Origin of the sequence: Flavobacterium frigidarium DSM 17623 (assembly GCF_000425505.1) — a bacterium.
In the GTDB taxonomy this organism is placed as follows: Bacteria; Bacteroidota; Bacteroidia; order Flavobacteriales; family Flavobacteriaceae; genus Flavobacterium; species Flavobacterium frigidarium.
Genome location: NZ_AUDO01000024.1, coordinates 1 through 17,800, shown reverse-complemented (window position 1 = coordinate 17,800; position 17,800 = coordinate 1). Strand labels below are relative to the sequence as shown.

Annotated in this window: 12 protein-coding genes and 1 tRNA gene; 6 read left to right on the top strand and 7 right to left on the bottom strand. The window is 35.6% G+C overall.

Going from position 1 to position 17,800, the window contains the following annotated elements; genetic code table 11:
• Positions 1-720 precede the first annotated feature (720 nt).
• The 6 genes from H603_RS0112370 to dnaE form a co-directional block, all read right to left on the bottom strand.
• Positions 721-794, bottom strand: a tRNA-Asp gene (locus tag H603_RS0112370).
• 87 nt (positions 795-881) lie between these two features.
• On the bottom strand, positions 882-1,808 hold the full coding sequence (locus tag H603_RS0112365) for a DUF58 domain-containing protein (protein ID WP_026708910.1): 927 nt from the start codon (positions 1,806-1,808) through the stop codon (positions 882-884).
• Entirely contained in the window at positions 1,805-4,372 is a 2,568-nt protein-coding gene (locus tag H603_RS0112360) for a M1 family metallopeptidase (RefSeq protein WP_026708909.1), read from the bottom strand. The genes H603_RS0112365 and H603_RS0112360 overlap by 4 nt, the downstream gene beginning before the upstream one ends.
• 105 nt (positions 4,373-4,477) lie before the next feature.
• Entirely contained in the window at positions 4,478-4,795 is a 318-nt protein-coding gene (gene trxA, locus H603_RS0112355; RefSeq protein ID WP_026708908.1) for a thioredoxin, read from the bottom strand.
• A 366-nt stretch (positions 4,796-5,161) separates the two neighbouring features.
• Positions 5,162-6,091 (bottom strand): outer membrane beta-barrel protein, encoded by a 930-nt coding sequence (locus H603_RS0112350; RefSeq protein ID WP_026708907.1) that lies wholly within the window; start codon positions 6,089-6,091, stop codon positions 5,162-5,164.
• A gap of 299 nt (positions 6,092-6,390) precedes the next feature.
• Positions 6,391-10,917 carry a DNA polymerase III subunit alpha gene (gene dnaE / locus H603_RS0112345; RefSeq protein ID WP_026708906.1) on the bottom strand — a complete coding sequence of 1,509 codons (4,527 nt, stop codon included), beginning with the start codon at positions 10,915-10,917 and terminating at the stop codon, positions 6,391-6,393.
• Between the two features lie 697 nt (positions 10,918-11,614).
• Here dnaE and leuC point away from each other — a divergent pair.
• From leuC to leuB, 6 genes are all read left to right on the top strand, one after another.
• Positions 11,615-13,009, top strand: a complete 1,395-nt coding sequence (gene leuC, locus H603_RS0112340; RefSeq protein WP_026708905.1) for a 3-isopropylmalate dehydratase large subunit — start codon at positions 11,615-11,617, stop codon at positions 13,007-13,009.
• A 70-nt stretch (positions 13,010-13,079) separates the two neighbouring features.
• Positions 13,080-13,433 (top strand): four helix bundle protein, encoded by a 354-nt coding sequence (locus H603_RS0112335; protein WP_026708904.1) that lies wholly within the window; start codon positions 13,080-13,082, stop codon positions 13,431-13,433.
• Between the two features lie 58 nt (positions 13,434-13,491).
• Positions 13,492-14,088, top strand: coding sequence for a 3-isopropylmalate dehydratase small subunit (leuD, locus tag H603_RS0112330; RefSeq protein WP_026708903.1), 597 nt, complete (start codon positions 13,492-13,494; stop codon positions 14,086-14,088).
• 39 nt (positions 14,089-14,127) lie between these two features.
• Positions 14,128-14,637 carry a GNAT family N-acetyltransferase gene (locus tag H603_RS0112325; RefSeq protein WP_026708902.1) on the top strand — a complete coding sequence of 170 codons (510 nt, stop codon included), beginning with the start codon at positions 14,128-14,130 and terminating at the stop codon, positions 14,635-14,637.
• Between the two features lie 40 nt (positions 14,638-14,677).
• Positions 14,678-16,195, top strand: a complete 1,518-nt coding sequence (locus H603_RS0112320) for an alpha-isopropylmalate synthase regulatory domain-containing protein (RefSeq protein WP_026708901.1) — start codon at positions 14,678-14,680, stop codon at positions 16,193-16,195.
• Positions 16,196-16,337: 142 nt separating this feature from the next.
• On the top strand, positions 16,338-17,399 hold the full coding sequence (gene leuB, locus H603_RS0112315; RefSeq protein ID WP_026708900.1) for a 3-isopropylmalate dehydrogenase: 1,062 nt from the start codon (positions 16,338-16,340) through the stop codon (positions 17,397-17,399).
• Between the two features lie 81 nt (positions 17,400-17,480).
• On the opposite strand, the gene H603_RS0112310 is transcribed toward leuB, so the two are convergent.
• A partial coding sequence (locus tag H603_RS0112310) for an IS3 family transposase (RefSeq protein ID WP_026708899.1) occupies positions 17,481-17,800 on the bottom strand: 320 nt, incomplete at its 5' end.

The following is a 17,800-nucleotide window of genomic DNA, read 5'->3' as shown; positions in this document are numbered from 1 at the left end:
TTTGCTTGCCATCATGTAAAGAACTTATTCGCTGTTGCGGGTGCAAAAGTAGGTAGTTTAAACCGATAAACAATACACCAAAACCGCTTTTGTTTACTTTATTTTTAAAACACTGTTTAACTTATTGAAAATGTATTATTTGAGATCAGCTTAAAAGGAGTTGTTTTGCGGTTTGTAGGATTAATCGAGAGTTTATAACCCAAAGTCAGGGTTTGATTAAGCAAATTAAAGATTCAATCGCACTCAATATATAACTTAATCAATCAAACACTTCTTTATCTCGTTTCTAATCTTACAGGTGTTGTCAAAATATTAATGGAGAAGCATAGTACACTGGTCACCGCTCAACCCTAGCCCTGATAGTAGTGGAAATCCTTTTATAATTATTCGATGGTAATCGATTAATTATAAAAGATTGCAGCGGATAGCAGGAAATAGCTCCTAAGCAAAATTTAGAAGACAAATAATTAACTTAATTGAGGGATGAACAAAAACGCACTATTAAAGAATAAGCTTCAGTAACCATATACTTAGCAGTACGATTAAAAGCAAAGTGGCTTTAAATCAAAAAAGCCATCCACAATAAAGTGGAAAGCTTTTCATTGGTCTAACTACTAAACCCGGTCTCGTTGCTACCAACTCGACCAAACAACACAACTAATCTTAAAAACCTTATGGGGCAAAAAAGCCTTTCCGTTAAGAAAGGCTTCCCCAATATTGCGGTCTGGACGGGACTCGAACCCGCGACCCCCTGCGTGACAGGCAGGTATTCTAACCAACTGAACTACCAGACCCACTGCTCTATTGCGGTGGCAAAGATACAACAGAATTCGAATTACACAACCTTTTTTATAAAAAATATTAAAAAAATTTTAGTAAAATCAACCAAAGTTTTGTTTTTCAGCTAAATAAGTCAGCATTATTTTTTCGAAATTATCACTCACAGCTACGGGAATGTACTTGATTTGGTTTTGAGCACAAACCAGTGACAGTCTTTTAAAATAAGTTGCTAGCTGTTTTTCATATTCCTCCTTAACATTAGCAGCATACAATGACACTTGCTCCCCAGATTCAACATCAATAAATTTCTTAGGACTGTTGGCAAAATCAAATTGGACTTCAGTTTCTTTATCAATCACATGAAACAACACCACCTTATGTTTGTTATGCTTTAAATGTTGTAACGCAGCAAACAGCTTTTCCTCCTCCTCTTCTTGAAACATATCAGTAAAAAGGACAATCATGGAACGACGGTGTATTTTTTGTGCGATTTGGTGCAAATAGGTTACCGTATCAGTTTTGTTTTTACTCTTGCTATTTTGCAACAATTGCTCCATAGAATTCAGTATCATTCTATGATGGCGATCACTCCCCTTTTCTGGTGCGTAATATTCATACCTATCCGAAAAAACACTTAGTCCAACAGCATCACGTTGCTTTTTTAACAAACTCATCAAAACAGCTGCTGCCAAAACAGAAAATCCAATTTTACTTTCATAAAACTTTTGATCCTTCTTTAATATTGGATAATGCATCGATGCAGAATTATCTATAATAATATGACAACGCATGTTAGTCTCTTCCTCAAAACACTTGGTATATAACCGATCTGTTTTTGCAAAAAGCTTCCAATCGATATGCCTTGTGCTCTCACCTACATTATATAACTTGTGTTCTGCAAATTCAGCCGAGAAACCATGAAACGGACTTTTGTGCATTCCTGAGATGAAGCCCTCCACAATTTGGTTAGCAATTAGCTCCAGATTATTAAAACTGGCTATTTTTTCTGCTTCTGATGAAATACTCATTTTACCTGCATTTTAATTTGTTGACTGCGATATAAATCATCTGTGGCTTGCAATAGCTTTCTCTTTAATATAGGACTAAATTTGGGATTGTCTTTTAGAAATTGTTCTAAAACACCCAACGCTTTTGTACTACTGTATAGTCCTATACTATTACTCAACCATGCTTTTGGGAAAAATATATCTCCAGTAAGCTGGATTTCTTCAGTCATTTCTAAACACTGCTTTAAGTAACTGTACGACGCATCTTGGCGCAGAGGGTGGTGCATATTTGCTAATGCAGATTGTACCCAGGATTCTTTCTCCCTGTTGTCTTTATTACGTAGCGATTCCATAAAACTTTTTCGAACAGACGCATCATTAGACAGAGAAGGCAACAAATAGATAAAGCGTTTTAGTTTATCAGGATTTTTTATCGAAAGCTTGGTTGCTTCAATAATCGCAGCTTCGTTAGGATGTTTGTAGATCAATAAGTTCATAGTCATCCCCGTGTAATCGTCTTCATTGAATTTTAAATTTGGGATAACTACTTTTTTACTCCAAATTTGATACAACGTTTCTTCTGCGGAAGCAGTATAAGCTAAACCCTGATATAAATTAAATAAGGTTTTCTTGACATTTGCAGGAATATCTTCTTGGATTCGATTGTAAACCGAACTTATAGTTTTTTCATGAAATTGATTTTGCTGTTCCTTCGTTAAATAATACCAGTATAAAGATTTCAATTGATCAGCGATTAGTTTTGCCACCAATTCATTTTTCTCCTCTTGTAAAGCGTTTAAGAAACAATGGTAACTAGTTCCGACTTTAACTTTGCCAGCCAACGTATTCTCATAAATGTTAAGCATATTTGAAGCTCTCGCCACATCATCTTCAAATCTCAAATTACTTGTAACCGTTTTTAGGTCAACCGGAAATACACCGTATCCATAACCGTCGTAATTATATAAAATAGCAAGAGGTTTTTCTAGTCCTAATAGGTTTGCAAGATTGCTAGTTTTGCCTTCTACATTGACTTTGTAAACTTTTGTAGTATCGGCATATACTAAAGCAATTTCGAAAACTTGAGGCCAAACTTTAGATGAACCATCCTCTGCCTTCTGATGTAACTGAAATTTGGTAATTTTGTTCTCAGCGTTGTATTCTATTTCATCAGAAAAAATGGCTCTTCCCGATTCATTCACCCATACTTCACTCCATTTTTTTAAATCCAGAGTAGTCTCGTCGTCTAAAATAGTCACCAAGTTTAACCAACTCGCATTACTATTAGCAAATTTTGCTATGTATTTCTGAATCCCTTTTTGAAAAGATTCTTTCCCCATCATTGCTTCTAACTGTCGCATCATGATAGGAGCTTTGTGATAGATAATTCCTCCATACAACGAACCAGCATTTTTCAAGTTGGCTAATTCCTGTTTAATAGGGTGTGTACCTTGTGTGCGATCCTCACTGTAAGCTGCAGGATAATGTCCAGTTAAAAATTGCAGGTTATGATTTGTCTCAGGAAAAGCGGGGTTCATTATTTTATCGGCCATGAAATTAGCAAAAACCTCTTTCATCCATACGTCGTCAAACCATTTCATTGTTACCAAATCACCAAACCACATATGAGAAGTTTCATGAGCGATAAGTTTGCCACGAGTCAGTTTATCGCTATCTGTAGCACTATTGTCTAGAAATAAAGAAGCCTCCTTATATTGTATTGCCCCTACATGTTCCATTCCACCGTATTGAAAAACTGGAATAGAAGCAAAATCCATCTTTTTAAAAGGGAAAGGATAGTCAGTATATTTCTCTAAGAACGAAATTGCTTGCTGATGCAAACCGAATATTGTCGCTGTACTCTCTTTTAGCTTCTCCTCATTGTTCTCACGGTATAGCATTTTCATTGGGAAATTCACGCTAGACTCTACAACATCTCTAAACTCACCCGCTACAAAAGAGAATAAATAAGTACTCATTAAATCAGATTGCTCAAATTCATAAGTAGTAAATTCGCCAGCTTGAGTTTGGTTTGCGATTTTTGCAGCAGCAAGAACGGTCCATTTGTTTGGAACCTTTAATGACAAAGTGTATTTTGCTTTTATATCTGGTTGATCAAAGCAAGGAAAGAGAGTGCTCGCTCTATCAGGAACTAATAATGTATAAAGAAAATCTTCGTTTCTATTTAAGGAAGAGTTTCCTGCGATAAAATTAATATCTATATTATTCTCGCCTAATTTTAAAAGTTCTTTACCTATTATAATATGTTCCTTTTCATGAACAATTGTAATTGCTTTCCCGTTGACAGATATACTTTTTACATTCTCCTTTTTTTCATTGAAGTCTAAAAAAAGTGGTGCTTTTAAAGTTTGAAAGGTAAAACTCAAAGCAAGTGTTGCTGGAATGTCTGCGGATTTTTCTAGCGGAATATCAAATGATAATTTATAACTAACATTATTAACTTGTTCTTTCCGCAGCTTAGCTAATTTTTGAGAAATTCCAGCTGTAAGTTTCACTTGACTATTGATAACTTGACAAGAGAGCAATAATAAACAAGTTGCAAAAAGAGATAGCGTTATTTTCATTCGATACAAATATTAGTAAGGTATAAAAATAAAAAAAAGGTTTGACTTACATCAAACCTTTTCAACCTGATTTACTCAGATTTTATATAAATTATAATCTTACGATTACAACAACGCGTCTAAACTATCTGCGTAAGTTTGCTTAGGAGCTACTCCTACTTGCTTCCCTACAACTTCACCATTATGAAAAACCAATACTGTAGGTATGTTTCTCACTCCGTATTTTGCAGCAAATTCTTGGTTAGCGTCAACATCAACTTTACCTACTACAACTTTTCCGTCATATTCAGTACTTAATTCGTCAATGATTGGTCCTACCATTCTACAAGGTCCACACCATGCTGCCCAAAAATCTACCATTACCGGTTTATCTGATTTCAAAACTACTTCTTCAAAAGTAGCATCTGTTATTGCTAATGCCATAATATCTATATTTAATGTTTACTGTTTCAACCTATTGTTAAACAAGATTACAAATTTAGAAATTAAAAACAAATTGCGCACTATTTGTGAATTAGTTTTGATGATAAAACTATTGTAAAAAACTATTAAAGAAATCAAAATTGTTTAAAAGTGCGAAACTTTTCAGGAGCTTAATCTCATTTCTTAAAGCTTTGCAGACGCCACATTATCATTACACAAATTTATGACGAAAGATCTATATTTATTAAATTGTACGATGTCGCTGCTATCAGGGCGAGATATTTAAGTTTTTCAAAATATGTAAAACAAAAAAAAAGACCTTCAACTAAGAAGGTCTTTTTATATAAATAATCTAATATCTAAATATTATAGATTGTATTTTAATCCAAGAGTCAATCCTAAACCACTAATTCCTACGTAAGAACTAATATCATCTGACGCTTTAGTTCTATCAAAACCTGATGAATTAGTCACTTTACTATTAGAATTTGTATCGATTTTTTCTACGTAATTAACGTGATTTTCAGCGTATGAGCCATCACGGAAAGAAGTTGTCGCATTCAATTGATCTACACCATTCTCAGTGTAAGACTTAGTTTCTTTGGATTTACCATGAACAGTAAAGTTACGGTACTCTAATTCCCCAAAAACAGAAAGGTTTTTACCTAGTTTATATGTTGTCCCTACAACAGCCATAAAACCTACTGTTGGATTAGGTAAAACTTTTTCAACTGTGAAAGCATCTACAGTTCCTACCGGAGTAGTATACTTTCTAGTAGTTTCAATTTCTAAATCTCCATGAACAGGAACAATTACACCTACTTTAGTGTAAGGCTCAAAACCTTTAGACTCTCCTAAGAACAAAACTACAGCTGGCGCAACGTCAAATGCCGAAATTGTACCTATAGCATTTCCTGTTACGAAAACTGGACCTGCAGCAATTAATCTGTTTGTAGTTTCAACCATGGTTTTACTACTACTTTTAAAATAATTTACTCCAACCTCAACGCCTATTCTTGCATTAAAACGGTATCCTCCAGTAATTCCAGTTCTAAAACCTTCACCAAATGAACCATGATTAGTTTCTCTAGAAATTAAAGTTGTCCCGTTTGCTGCATAAACATCGGTATTAGGTAATGATCCTGAAACTACAGGAAACTCAGTTGCCGCTGTTTGCAAAAAATAAGATCCACCAAGTTTAACATACCAACCTTTGTCAGTAGTATCGTCTTTAGTTTGCCCTAACATTGTCATTGAGCAAGCCATCATTCCTAATATAAACAAGTTCTTTTTCATAATAATTAATCTTAATAGAAGTTAGTTTTTTGTTAATTGTCTTACTACAAACTTAAATAATTTTATATGACAGTATTACATTTCTCTTAACTAAATGTGAACACTATAAACTAAATAATATACACGCATAAGAAAATCAACATGTTACGGCTCAAATATTAACATATAAGTTCTATAAAAATAGTTAAATTATGTGATTCTTTTATCGAAATTGCAGCTAAAAAGACAGAAAAATTGGTTAACTATATCGTTTTCTTTATTCAAAATTTCACAATTTTCAACTGTTTGGTAGATGAAAATTAATTCAATTTAAAGTTGATTTGCATTTTTTCTAAAGCGATTAGTAATTCATTAGAAATCTTAATTTTCAATCGCCTGCTCGGCATCGTTAATTTGGTTACTACTTTAATTTCTTCAACCTCTGTAACAGTTACAGCAGTCGCAGTTTCACCCTCCATAGCTTCGGCGTCATCACTAAAATCCTCTCCATCATTATCTAGCGTTTGAGACTGCTCTTCTACTAATTTTTTAATGGTTTCTAGTTCCATGACTTCAAACGTAACTTGATTATCGCCCTTGTTTTCGAGAAATAAATGACTCAGTCGATGAATTACCTCCTTATCTAAATCGTTAATATTTAACAAGACCACAAGTTTCTTAGCAAAATCATCTAAGACATCTTGTAAGTACTGCACCAACATGAATTGTATTCTTGGATCACTCTTTTTACCGGTGTCTTGGTTTACCCAACCTTCTTTTACAAGCACTTTCATGAACGTAAAATTGTTTTGAATAAAGAAATGCCTAAACTTTAAATAATCCTCACCAAAGATTTTAAACTCATAACTCTCGTCATACCCTTCAAGCGTGAATATCCCCCAACCTTTACCGTTTTTAGCAACGCGGTGTTGCACATTATTGATAATACCTCCAAAGGTCAAACTCTTGCCTACATGTAATTCTAAATTTTTAAGCGCTTCTAATTTGGCGTTACAAAAATATTTCATTTCAAATCTATAGTCGTCTAGCGGATGCCCCGAAATATAAATCCCAACAACCTCTTTCTCCTTGGCCAGTTTTTCCATAGTACTCCAGTCCTCGCAAGGTGGCACCACAGGTTCTTCAATTTGAACATCACTAGCTTCACCAAATAAACTTACTTGAGAACTATTCTCGTTCTCTTGAAATTTGGCTCCGTATTTAATTGCTTTTTCGTAGAATGTGATTCCGTCTCCATCATCATGAAAATATTGCGAACGCAAAGTTCCCTCAAAAGAGTCAAAACCTCCCGCCAGAATTAAGTTTTCTAATGCTTTCTTGTTAGCTGCACGCAAATCAATACGTTTAGTCAAATCAAAAACCGACTTATATTTACCATCTTTTCTGTTTTCCACAATAGTATTTACAGCTCCCTGACCTACACCTCTAATCGCTCCCATCCCGAAACGAACTGCGTAATTATCATTAACCGTAAACTTATAGAAAGATTCATTTACATCAGGTCCTAAAACCTGTAATCCCATACGCTTACACTCCTCCATAAAGAAGGTTACTTGCTTGATATCATTCATATTATTAGAAAGTACTGCTGCCATATATTCGGCAGGGTAATGTGCTTTTAAATAAGCTGTTTGATATGCAATCCAAGCGTAACAAGTCGAGTGTGATTTATTAAAAGCATAACTCGCAAATGCTTCCCAGTCTTTCCAAATTTTCTCTAAAACCTTAGCGTCGTGCCCTTTTGCAGCAGCTTGCTCCACAAATTTTGGCTTCATTTTATCAAGCACCTCTTTTTGCTTCTTACCCATCGCTTTACGCAAGACATCGGCTTCCCCTTTTGTGAAATCGGCAAGAGATTGGGATAAAAGCATTACCTGCTCTTGATATACAGTAATTCCATAAGTCTCTCCAAGGTATTCCTCGCAGGCATCTAGATCGTATTTAATTTCTTCCTCTCCGTTTTTTCTTCGAACAAAAGAAGGAATATACTCTAGCGGTCCCGGACGATACAAGGCATTCATCGCAATTAAATCCCCAAAAACAGTAGGCTTTAAGTCCTTCATGTATTTTTGCATTCCAGGAGATTCATATTGAAAAATCCCTACAGTCTCACCGCGCTGGAATAACTCATATGTTTTTACATCATCAATAGGAAACTCATCAGGATTCAAATCGATGTTGTTTCTATATTTAACCAGTTTAACGGTATCTTTAATCAAGGTAAGGGTTTTCAAACCCAAGAAGTCCATCTTTAACAATCCGGCACTTTCGGCCACGGAGTTGTCAAATTGGGTTACATACAAATCTGAATCCTTTGCAGTAGTCACCGGAACGAAGTTGGTAATATCTGACGGGGTAATGATCACCCCACAAGCATGAATACCTGTATTACGCATCGAACCTTCTAGAATCTTCGCTTGTTGGATTGTTTCACCCGCTAGCTCATCTGAATTTGCAATTGCAATTAATTCTTTTACGTTATCAAATTCATCTGATCGCAATGCTTTTTTGACATCTTCTTCTTTTTCAGAAATAAAACGTGCCAGATTCCACTTAGACGGCATCATAGCCGGAATCAATTTTGCAATTCTATCGGCTTCAAATAATGGTAGGTCTAATACACGTGCCGTATCTCTAATAGCAGACTTAGTCGCCATTTTACCATAAGTGATAATTTGAGCCACTTGGTTTGCACCATATTTTTTAATTACATAGTCCATTACACGACCACGACCTTCATCATCAAAGTCAATATCAATATCGGGCATCGATACACGATCCGGATTCAAGAAACGCTCAAAAAGTAGGTCGTATTTAATAGGGTCAATATTGGTAATTTTCAAACAATAAGCAACGGCTGATCCCGCTGCCGATCCACGCCCAGGACCTACAGAAACATCCATCTCTCTAGCCTTTGCAATGAAATCTTGTACAATCAAGAAATATCCAGGGTATCCAGAATTGGAAATAGTCAACAACTCAAAGTCTAATCGTTCCTGAATAGATTCGGTTATTTCGCCATACCTTCTCTTAGCCCCTTCCATAGTAAGGTATCTCAAGTAGGCATTCTCCCCTCTTACACCATTATCAACATCATCTTCGGGGTTTACAAATTCTTGCGGAATATCATATTTAGGAAGCAATACATCGCGATAAAGCGAGTAAATTTCGACCTTGTCAACAATTTCTTGAATATTTATAATCGCATCAGGCAAATCAGCAAAGAGTTTTTTCATCTCATCACCTGACTTGTAATAATATTCCTGATTAGGCAAACCATAACGATAGCCACGTCCACGCCCTATAGGGGTTGCTTGCTTTTCACCATCTTTTACACATAGTAAAATATCGTGTGCATTAGCATCTTCCTTATTTAAGTAATAGGTATTATTTGAAGCAATTAATTTCACATCATGCTTTCTAGCAAATTCAATCAAGGTTTTATTAACACGATTTTCATCTTCTTGATTGTGACGCATAATCTCTAAGTAGAAATCATCACCAAACTGTGCTTTCCACCAGATCAACGCTTCTTCGGCTTGGTTTTCACCAATGTTTAAAATCTTACCCGGTATCTCTCCGTATAAATTCCCAGAGAGCACCATGATATCCTCTTTGTATTTTTCGACAATTTTTTTATCGATTCTAGGCACATAATAAAAACCATTAATATTTGCTATAGATGCCATTTTGGCCAAATTATGATAGCCTTTTTTATTTTTAGCTAATAGTACAACTTGGTATCCGTTGTCCTTTTTAGTTTTATCTAAATGATTTTCACAAATATTAAACTCACAACCTACAAGCGGTTTTATCTCCGTTTCTGTAGGTTCTTCTCCATTTTCAACTAGCGTTTTGTTTTTGGCGGAAGCCGATTTATTATGATTCATTACCGCACTTACAAAATGGAAAGCTCCCATCATGTTAGCGGTATCAGTCATGGCTACTGCTGGAAATCCGTTTTTTGCTGTCGCAGCTACAAGCGGCCCCACACCTATCGTAGACTGTAAAACTGAAAATTGCGTGTGGTTGTGTAAATGTGCAAATTTGGCTTCAGCCAAAACCTTTTTATTCTCTAAAAGTTCTCCTTTAGAAATTCCGCTACTTTGGGTGTCTCCTAGCTGCTGGCGAATGCGGTCAGAAGCTTGCTTTAAATTAATGTGTTTTAATCCAATAAGCTGAATTTCTCTTGGATTTTTTTCTTGAAATTCCCTAAAGTACGTTGCAGGAACATCTAATTCCTCCTTAGTAAAACGTTCTCTCCTGATTAATTCTAGAAAACAACGCGTGGTTGCTTCGACATCGGCAGTGGCATTATGCGCTTCAGAGAACGGTTTGTTGAATAAATATTCGTGTAATTCAGTAAGTGTAGGTAGTTTAAATTTACCTCCACGACCTCCTGGCAATTGTAATAATTTAGCTGTAACCTCTGTACAAGTATCTAAAACCGGCATACTAGCCATAGGCGATGCTACACCCATACGGTGCAACTCGGCTCCCATAATATTAACATCAAAACCTAAATTTTGACCTACAATAAATTTAGATTTCCCTAATGCTACGTTGAATTTCTCTAAAACTTCTTCAAGCGAAATTCCTTCAGCGGCAGCTAACTCTGTAGAAATACCGTGAATACGCTCGGCGTCATAAGGAATATTGAATCCTTCAGGCTTAACCAAGTAATCTTGATGCTCGATTAGCTTTCCCATTTCGTCATGCAACTGCCATGCTATTTGTATACAGCGTGGCCAGTTGTCAGAGTCGGTTATGGGTGCATCCCAGCGTTTTGGTAATCCGGTAGTTTCGGTATCAAATATTAAATACATAAGCTTCATATCCCCAGCCCTATCTATATTTTAGGGAACTCAAACTAAGAACTTGAGTGGTGCATTTAACTGGTTTATAACACATTATAAATGGAAAGATTTTCAAAAAATTGAACTTCAAATTTAAGGAAATTTTAGTTATGTTTTGGACTAACAAAAGACATTAACATAATCTCTGACGATAATAAATTCTCCGCGATGATATTGCTTAAAAATGAATATTATTCGAAAAAAAAGCTAGGATTTTAAATGATATATTTTTTGGATGTCGTAATAATTATACACAATAAATCATGTAAAACACGTCGACAGAACTCAAATTAAAATAAGAATGACTCACTTTTTAAATTAGGAGAATACAATTAATGATTGCGAATTACTTAGTGTAGCTATAGATTTAATAACATTACATCAATACATAACCTTGAAAACCCTTTACCATTAATAAATTCTCAATAACAGAATTTTTACTTTAAACTCGCAATGGTTCATGTGCAAAGATTTCGATTTACTTCTACTTATAATATTTTTCAGTAGCTTTTACTAACTTGAAGAGATAGTAGCTGTAAATTGGTTTTGGGCATCGTATAATTTGGAATATCGAAATTGACACTTCCATCTCTTTTTCTAATTTTGTTGTCTATTGCAGATGCTAGAAAAGCTGGCTTTGTAAAAATTACAATTTAAAATTAATAAAATGAGTAAGACATTATTTGACAAAGTATGGGACGCACATGTTGTACGTAAAATTGAAGATGGACCAGATGTGTTTTTTATTGACCGTCATTTCATACATGAAGTTACAAGTCCTGTGGCATTTCTAGGATTAAAATCAAGAAATGTGTCTGTTTTATATCCAGAAAGAACATTTGCAACAGCAGATCACAATACACCTACAATTAACCAACATCTTCCTGTTGAGGATGCTTTATCAGCAAATCAGCTGAAAGCACTAGAAGACAATGCTGCAGAATACGGTATTTCGCACTGGGGATTAGGAGATCCTAAAAATGGAATCGTACACGTTGTAGGACCAGAAAACGGAATTACTTTACCCGGAGCAACTATTGTTTGTGGAGATTCACATACTTCAACTCACGGTGCTTTTGGAGCAATTGCCTTCGGGATAGGAACTTCAGAAGTTGAAATGGTTTTGGCTACACAATGTATTATGCAGCCTAAGCCAAAGAAAATGCGCATCAATGTGAACGGTACCTTAAGTAAAGGTGTGGGACCAAAAGATGTTGCGTTGTATATTATTTCGCAACTATCTACATCAGGAGGTACAGGATATTTTGCTGAATACGCAGGAAATGTATTTGAAGATATGTCTATGGAAGGCCGTATGACAGTGTGTAACCTTTCTATCGAAATGGGTGCTCGTGGTGGTATGATTGCTCCGGACCAAAAGACTTTTGATTTTTTAGAGGGAAGACTTTATGCTCCTAAAGGTGACGATTGGACTAAAGCAGTTGCCTATTGGAAAACACTGAAAACTGACGAAGACGCAAAATTTGATGCTGAATTGCATATTGACGCTGCAGATATCGAACCGATGATTACTTATGGTACAAATCCTGGAATGGGAATAGGTATCTCAAAAAATATTCCAACAGCAAGTCAAGTACAAGGTGGAGCCGAGACTTATAAGAAATCATTAGCTTATATGGGTTTCAATGAAGATGACGTCATGATAGGGAAACCTATTGATTTTGTTTTCTTAGGAAGTTGTACTAATGGTCGTATTGAAGATTTTAGAGCATTTACTGATATTGTAAAAGGTCGTAAAAAAGCAGACAATGTTACCGCTTGGTTAGTGCCAGGATCACATGTTGTCGAAGCACAAATAAAAGAAGAAGGTTTACTTGACATTCTAACAGAGTCTGGATTTGTATTGCGTCAACCAGGATGCTCAGCTTGTTTAGCGATGAATGATGACAAAGTACCCGCTGGAAAATATGCAGTGAGTACCTCAAACAGAAACTTCGAAGGTCGTCAAGGTCCAGGTTCAAGAACTCTATTGGCTTCTCCTATTATGGCAGCAGCAGCAGCGGTTACTGGAAAATTGACAGATCCAAGAGATCTTTTTTAGAAAGCAATGGGCTGTGAGCCTTGGGCAATGAACTCAAAGCCCACTGCCGAAAGCTCAAAGCCCATAAATTATGAGAGATTTTAGAAAATACAATGTTTGGCAGGATAGTCATTTGTTTACCCTTGAAATTTATCAGGTTACAAAAGAATTTCCAAAAGAGGAATTATTTGGGTTAACAAGTCAATTGAGAAGAGCAACATCTTCTATTCCAACAAATTTCGCCGAAGGTTGTGGTTCTAATTCTGAAAAAGAATTTGGAAGATATTTGAATATTGCAATTGCATCCTGTTCTGAAGTTGAATATTTATTATTACTAACTTATGACTTGAAATATTTAAACATTGAAATACAACAAGGTTTAGCGAGCAAAATAATTCAAATAAGAAAACAAATTTATCAATTACGACTTAAGTTAAATCAATAATATTGCAGTTCACGCACAAAGCCCAAAGCTCAAAGCCGACTGCCAAAAGCAACATAAAATGGCATACGATAAATTCAATATACTTACTAGTAGTGCAGTGCCACTACCAATAGAAAACGTAGATACAGATCAAATTATCCCAGCACGTTTCTTGAAAGCAACAAAACGTGAAGGTTTTGGTGATAACCTTTTTAGAGACTGGAGATACAATGGAGACGATACTCCAAAAGCAGATTTTGTATTGAATGACCCTACTTACTCTGGGAAAATCCTTGTAGGAGGAAAAAACTTTGGTTCTGGTTCTTCCCGTGAACATGCTGCTTGGGCTGTTTACGATTACGGATTTCGCGCTGTAGTTTCTTCTTTCTTTGCAGACATCTTCAAAGGAAATTGTTTGAACATTGGTGTTTTACCCGTTCAAGTAAGCCCAGAATTTGCTGCAAAAATCTTTGCTGCTATCGAAGCAGACCCTACAACCGAACTAGAAATTAATTTGCCTGAGCAAACGATTACTTTAAAAGCGACAGGCGACAAAGAATCTTTTGACATCAACGGATACAAAAAGAACAACATGATTAACGGTTTTGATGATATTGACTATCTATCAAATATCAAAGATGACATTGTAACTTTTGCTGAAAAGCAATTAATTTAAGTGTAGTAAAAGCTTTTTAAAAAATCTCAAGTGTTCTTAATGAAGATAGCATCAAGCACAATTTCCGATATAGATAGTATCTTCAAAATGTATGATTTGGCTGTAGCCTATCAAAAAACTAAATTCAACAAACATTGGATGGGTTTTGATCGCGAAATGGTTCTTAACGAAATTGCAGAAACAAGGCAATGGAAAATTGTAATTGATGATGAGATTGCCTGTGTTTTTGCCATTACTTTCGAAGATGAAAGCATTTGGAAAGAGAAAAATGCAGATCCATCGGTTTACTTTCATCGCATAGTGACTAATCCAAAGTTTAAAGGACAGCAATTTGTTACAAAAATCATTCAATGGGGATTGGCTTTCGCCAAAGAAAAAAAGCTGAACTACCTGCGAATGGATACTTGGGGAGACAATGACGAATTAATCAATTATTACCAAAAATGCGGTTTTGATTTTTTAGGAGTGATTATTCCCGAATATAAAGGGTTACCAAAACACTACGAGGGCATTAGTCTAAGTTTGTTTCAAATAAAAGTAGAATACTAGCCGCACCATAGTTCACTGCTATTGGTTTAGAAATAATATAATGGATAAAAAAAAGATTGAAATAATGGATACGACACTTCGCGATGGGGAACAAACCTCGGGAGTGTCTTTTTCTGCTGCAGAAAAATTAACCATTGCACAATTATTATTAGAGGAATTAAAGGTTGATCGCATCGAGATCGCTTCTGCACGTGTGAGTGAAGGAGAATTTCAAGGGGTAAAAGGAATTATGTCTTGGGCACAAGAAAAAGGCTATACTCATCGAATCGAAGTTTTGACTTTTGTGGATGGCGGACTCTCTATTGACTGGATGAAAAAAACTGGAGCCAAAGTTCAAAACTTGTTGACTAAAGGGTCTTTAAACCACCTAACACATCAACTAAAAAAGACTCCTGAACAACACTTTGCTGAAATTGCTAAAAGTATCGCTCTTGCAAAAGAGAATGATATTGAAACAAATGTATATCTAGAAGATTGGAGTAATGGAATGCGTAATTCACCAGAATATGTCTTTCAATACTTAGATTTCTTGACGCAACAGCCTGTGAAAAGAATTCTATTACCAGATACATTAGGCGTACTAATTCCGGCGCATACTTATAAATATATTGCTGCTATTCGAGCAAGATATCCTGATATTCATTTTGATTTTCATGCTCATAATGATTATGATTTAAGTGTGGCTAACGTGATGGAAGCTATCAATGCTGGTATCGATGGCTTACACGTGACTGTGAATGGAATGGGAGAACGTGCAGGAAACTCGCCGTTAGAAAGCACTGTTGCAGTGATCAACGATTTTATGCCAGAAGTAAGCATTGGAGTTAACGAAACTTCGCTTTTCTCTGTTAGTAAATTAGTAGAAACATTTACTGGGTATAGAATCCCAGCTAACAAACCTATTGTAGGAGACAACGTTTTTACACAAACCGCTGGTATTCATGCTGATGGTGACAATAAAAACAATCTATATTTTAATGATCTACTCCCAGAACGTTTTGGAAGAAAAAGGCAATATGCTTTAGGAAAAACTTCGGGTAAAGCAAATATCGAAAAGAACTTACAAGAGTTGGGTTTAAAATTAAATCAAGAAGATATTAAATTAGTTACGCAAAGAATTATCGAATTAGGTGATAAAAAAGAAACCGTAACTAAGGAAGACCTCCCTTATATTATATCTGATGTTTTGCACAGTAAAATATTCGAAGAAAAAATAGTTGTGGAGTCTTACATACTATCACACGCCAAAGGAATGCGTCCTTCAACTACATTGTCACTGCGAATTGATGGTGAATTAATTGAAGAACATGCACAAGGTGACGGTCAATTTGATGCGTTTATGAATGCTTTAGGCAAAATTTATAAAAGTAAAAATTTACAACTGCCTAAATTAGTTGATTATGCGGTACGTATTCCACCAGGAAGTAGTTCTGATGCGTTGTGTGAAACAGTAATCACATGGACAAATAACGGGAAAGAATTTAAAACAAGGGGATTAGATTCTGATCAAACAGTTGCAGCAATTATTGCTACCCAAAAAATGTTGAATGTAGTATAGCAACGAGCTATGAGCAATCGGCTATGGGCTGATTGCTAAAATTTAAACAATACCCACTTAGAATAACTTTCAAACATGCCTAAGCCCACCGTTCAACGCTAATAGCCGAGAGCTGAGAGCCCAAAGCCTTAAAACTTAAAATATGAAATTAAACATAGCACTTTTAGCCGGAGACGGAATAGGACCAGAAGTAATCAATGAAGCAGTAAAAGTTTCGGATGCGATTGCAAAAAAATTCAATCATGAGATTACTTGGACTGCGGCACTTACAGGAGCTTGTGCCATTGATGCGGTAGGAGTTCCTTACCCTGATGAGACACACGAAATTTGTATGGCTGCAGATGCTGTACTTTTTGGCGCTATTGGTCACCCTAAATATGATAATGATCCTACTGCAACCGTGCGCCCTGAGCAAGGTTTATTACTAATGCGTAAAAAATTAGGGTTGTTTGCAAATGTGCGACCTACGTTTACCTTTCCTTCTTTAATCGACAACTCTCCTTTAAAAAGAGAACGTATTGAAGGAACTGATTTGGTTTTCTTAAGAGAACTAACTGGAGGAATCTATTTTGGAGAGAAAGGTAGAAGAGATGGTGGAGAAACCGCTTTTGATAATTGTGTTTATACAAGAGCAGAAGTACAACGTTTAGCTAAAAAAGGTTTTGAACTAGCAATGACACGGTCTAAAAAATTATGTTGTGTTGATAAAGCTAACGTACTTGAAACATCAAGATTGTGGAGAGAAACAGTGCAAGCTATGGAGAAAGATTATCCTGAAGTAACAGTTAGCTATGAGTTTGTAGATGCTGTTGCAATGCGATTAGTACAATGGCCTAACTCATACGATGTACTGATTACAGAAAACTTGTTTGGAGACATCTTGACAGATGAAGCATCTGTAATTTCAGGATCAATGGGATTAATGCCTTCTGCTTCTGTTGGTGAGCACACTTCGTTATACGAACCTATCCACGGTTCATACCCTCAAGCTACAGGTTTGAATATTGCTAATCCTTTAGCAACGGTATTATCAGCAGCGATGATGTTTGAAGATGCTTTTGGTTTAACTGAAGAGGCGGCAGCAATTAGAGCAGTAGTAAACAAATCTCTAGAACAAGGAATTGTCACAGAAGATTTGGTTGTCAAAGGAGCTACAGCTTATAAAACAAGCGATGTAGGAGATTGGTTAGTAGCTAATCTGTAATTTTAATTTTGAAGGTTATATTAAAATTGTTCAAATAGTTGATAAAATAGACTGCACCCAAAAGTTTAGACAAATTTATAATTAATTTTGATAATAGTGAGCTCGATATTGTATCGGGCTCATTTTGTTTAAATTTGATTTAATTCTGTCGTTATTATAATATAATATGTACTCTTTAATCTCTTTTTTTAATTGATTTATAGAGTTGTACTTTTTAAGATAAAACAACTCCGATTTTAGTATTCCAAAGAAGTTTTCAATGATTGCATTATCTAGACAATTGCCCTTTCTTGACATACTTTGTTTAATTCCTTTTTCCTTTAAGAGTTGCTGATATTGTCGCATTTGATATTGCCATCCCTGGTCTGAGTGTAATGTTATATTGGTATTATTAGGGATCG